Source organism: Aeromicrobium sp., assembly GCF_036675695.1.
In the GTDB taxonomy this organism is placed as follows: Bacteria; Actinomycetota; Actinomycetes; order Propionibacteriales; family Nocardioidaceae; genus Aeromicrobium.
In genome coordinates, this window is the sequence record NZ_JAKFEL010000014.1 from 1 (window position 1) to 3218 (window position 3218).

Annotated in this window: 3 protein-coding genes and 3 tRNA genes; 2 read left to right on the forward strand and 4 right to left on the reverse strand. The window is 63.0% G+C overall.

What is annotated here, in order from left to right; genetic code table 11:
* Positions 1 to 125: 125 nt before the first annotated feature.
* Positions 126 to 198, forward strand: a tRNA-Glu gene (locus tag V6M39_RS00850).
* A gap of 268 nt (positions 199 to 466) precedes the next feature.
* Entirely contained in the window at positions 467 to 985 is a 519-nt protein-coding gene (gene lepB, locus V6M39_RS00855) for a signal peptidase I (protein ID WP_332641759.1), read from the forward strand.
* A gap of 80 nt (positions 986 to 1065) precedes the next feature.
* On the opposite strand, the gene V6M39_RS00860 is transcribed toward lepB, so the two are convergent.
* From V6M39_RS00860 to V6M39_RS00875, 4 genes are all read right to left on the reverse strand, one after another.
* Entirely contained in the window at positions 1066 to 1512 is a 447-nt protein-coding gene (locus V6M39_RS00860) for an HNH endonuclease (RefSeq protein ID WP_332641760.1), read from the reverse strand.
* A 30-nt stretch (positions 1513 to 1542) separates the two neighbouring features.
* Positions 1543 to 2739, reverse strand: coding sequence for an RtcB family protein (locus tag V6M39_RS00865; RefSeq protein ID WP_332641761.1), 1197 nt, complete (start codon positions 2737 to 2739; stop codon positions 1543 to 1545).
* Positions 2740 to 2847: 108 nt separating this feature from the next.
* Positions 2848 to 2918 (reverse strand) — tRNA-Gly (locus V6M39_RS00870).
* 157 nt (positions 2919 to 3075) lie between these two features.
* Positions 3076 to 3149: transfer RNA gene (locus tag V6M39_RS00875), tRNA-His, on the reverse strand.
* Positions 3150 to 3218 lie beyond the last annotated feature (69 nt).

The following is a 3218-nucleotide window of genomic DNA, read 5'->3' on the forward strand; positions in this document are numbered from 1 at the left end:
CCGCAGCGAACGCGGCCTCGACGAGCTCGGCAAAGCGATCTTCGCTGATCTCGACCATGCCACCATCCTGCCCGATCCGGTTTGGGAGCCACCTTGCTCACCCACTATGCTGAACTGGTTTTCCGGCCCCCATCGTCTAGCGGCCTAGGACGCCGCCCTTTCACGGCGGTAGCACGGGTTCGAATCCCGTTGGGGGTACTTCTCGGTCGAGGTGGCATCGCCCCCGGCCGAAGGCCCACTCGATGTCATGTCGAGCGAGAAACATGCGCAGAGTGATTCGAGGAGGAGCGAGGGACGAGCGACGGAGTCCCGTTGGGGGTACCAAAAGTTTCAAAGACGCCGCACTCTGCACATGGGCGTCAGCCACGGGTTCGAATCCCGTTGGGGGTACTTCTCGGTCGAGGTGGCTGATCAGCAGAGGCGCTGACTGGAGCTATCGGAACGCCCAGCCGCCTACAGTTGCTGCATGGTCCGATGCATCAAAATGAGCGCGGTTCTTGCGTTGGTGTTCGCATTGGCATCGTGCGCAGACAATGGTGGATCCGCCGAAGGTACGACGCACATCTACACGCAGCGCACGATCTCGATGATGCCGCTCCTGAACGCGGGCCAGAAGGTCGAGATAACCGACCTCAAGAAGTACAAGCCCCAACGAGGCGATGTCGTTCTTATCCACGTACCCGACGACTGGTTTCCCGGAGGTGGGAAGCAGATCACACGGGTGATTGGGCTGCCGGGCGACAACGTCGCCTGCTGCGACCAAGAGGGTCGAGTGATGATCGGCGGCAAGGCGCTTGACGAGCCCTACCTGCAGCCAGAGGGGCCGGCCCTCGCACCGCCCTATGAAGTCCGCGTGCCAGCCGAATCCTTGTGGGTGCTGGGTGACAATCGCAACGCGGCATCAGACTCCCGCAGCCATGCGATGGACCCAAGCGGCGGTTTTGTCCCTGTCTCGAACGTGGTCGGCATCTACTTAGCAAAGTAGACGAGCGCACGCAGCCACGGGGTCGATGCGGAGCGCTTTCGCGACGCTGCCGAAGCGGGGCCAGCGCACCGACACACGCCTCAGTCGAGCGAAGCCAACTGGGCGCGCGTCGGTACGTAGGGACGGAACCGCAGCGGCATACCCGCTTCGGTCGGAGTGCGATCACCCTTGCGGTTGTTGCACCGCTCGCATGCCGCGACGGTGTTGACCCACTCCCAAAGGCCTCCGCGGGAGGCCGGCAGAACGTGGTCGACCGTCTCGGCGCGACCTCCGCAGTACCCGCATGTGTGACGGTCGCGGCGAAGCAGGTTCTGACGCGACCATGCCGCATCTCGATAGAGCCACTTGGCTGCGACGTATCGCACCAGCCGAATCACACTCGGCCAAGGATGCGGGCCGATCATTCGATCGGCCCGCCCCTCCTCCACAATTGCGACCTCGCGGAAGAGCATCCGGACAGCGTGCTTGAACGGCACGCTGCCCAGACGCTCGTAGGAGGCGTTCAGGAGCGCTACTTGAGTACTCACCGTCCACCTCCTTTCTCTAGTGGGAACGGTTCATCCCTTGACGCACATCAAGGTCTGCAGGCGAGCGACGACCTCGACGAGGTCGGTCTGCGCCTCCATCACTGTCTCGAGCGACTTGTAGGCACCCGGGATCTCGTCGACGACGCCGACGTCCTTGCGGCACTCGACGCCAGCCGTCTGAGCAATCAGATCCTCGACGGTGAAGGTCTTGCGAGCCTTCGTCCGCGACATACGCCGACCCGCACCATGCGATGCCGAGCAGTAGCTCTGGGTGTTGCCCAGTCCCCGTACGACGTACGAACCCGTTCCCATCGAACCGGGAATCAGGCCGTATTCGCCCGACTTGGCAGAGATCGCTCCCTTGCGGGTGACGATCAGGTCTACGCCGTCGTACGTCTCCTCGCTGACGTAGTTGTGGTGTGCACTCACCTGCTCACCAAACGTCACGTCGCGACCCAAACGACCGAAGTAGTCGCGAACGACGCCCTGGAACAGACCCATCATCACCGCGCGATTGCGCGCTGCGTAATCCTGCGCCCAGTACAGATCGCGCAGGTAGGCGTCCATCTGCGGAGTTCCAGCAAGGAACACAGCCAGATCCCGATCAGGCAGATCCAGGTTGTGCTCCAACGCCTTTGCTCCGTTGATGTGACGCTCTGCGACCTCCTTGCCGATGTTGCGCGAGCCAGAGTGCAGCATCAGCCACACTCGACCTTCACCGTCGACAGTGAGCTCGATGAAGTGATTGCCACCTCCGAGCGTTCCCATCTGCTTCATCGCTCGCGACTCGCGATCCTGAACTCCAGGGTGGAGCTCGCGAAAGCCGGCCCAGAACGCGTCCCAACCAACGCCCACTCCCGTATCGGGAGCACTTTCGTGGGATGAGAAACCGACAGGAATCGTCGCCTCTACGGCAGCACGCAGTGTGCCGAGGTCTTCAGGCAGGTCTGCCGCGACCAGATCGGTCTGGACTGCCTGCATGCCGCAGCCGATGTCCACGCCGACCGCGGCTGGCGACACGGCGTTCTTCATCGCGACCACCGAACCGACGGTTGCGCCCTTGCCGAGGTGGACATCCGGCATGACGCGGAGTCCATGGACCCAAGGCAGCCGCGAGATGTTGCGCAGCTGGTCAAGAGCCGCGGTCTCCACCTCTTCAGGCGAAGCCCACATGAGAGTTTCGGCTCCGGCTCCCTCGAGCGTGACTGGAAATGTGTGCGTGGCCATGGCCACCTCCTTCTGTTGATTGATCGGTTCCTTCACGTGCCTCCACCTGGACTCGAACCAGGCAGCCCGGCTTCGGGCGCCGAAAGGTAGATCCACTACTGGAGGCGGAACGGACGACGGGACTTGAACCCGCTCTTCAGACTTGGAAGGCCCGCGTGCTACCACAACACTTCATCCGCATCGAGCCGGTAGAGGGAGTCGAACCCCCGACATCCTCTTTACGAGAGGCGCTCTGACCACTGAGCTATCCCCCAAGCGCTTCGCCGCGGCACGCCTGACTTGTAGCCCACCCAATCTGCTGGGCCGCGGCTCGTGCAGGGAGGTGCCCCCACCGGCTGGGGTGTCCGACCGGATTCGAACCGGCTCTTCCTCCGTCACAAGGAGGTGTGCTGCCGCTACACCACGGACACAGCACGCTCGGGAGGAATCGAACCTCCGTCTCCGACTTCGTAGGCCGGCGTCGTGTCCTCTGGACCACG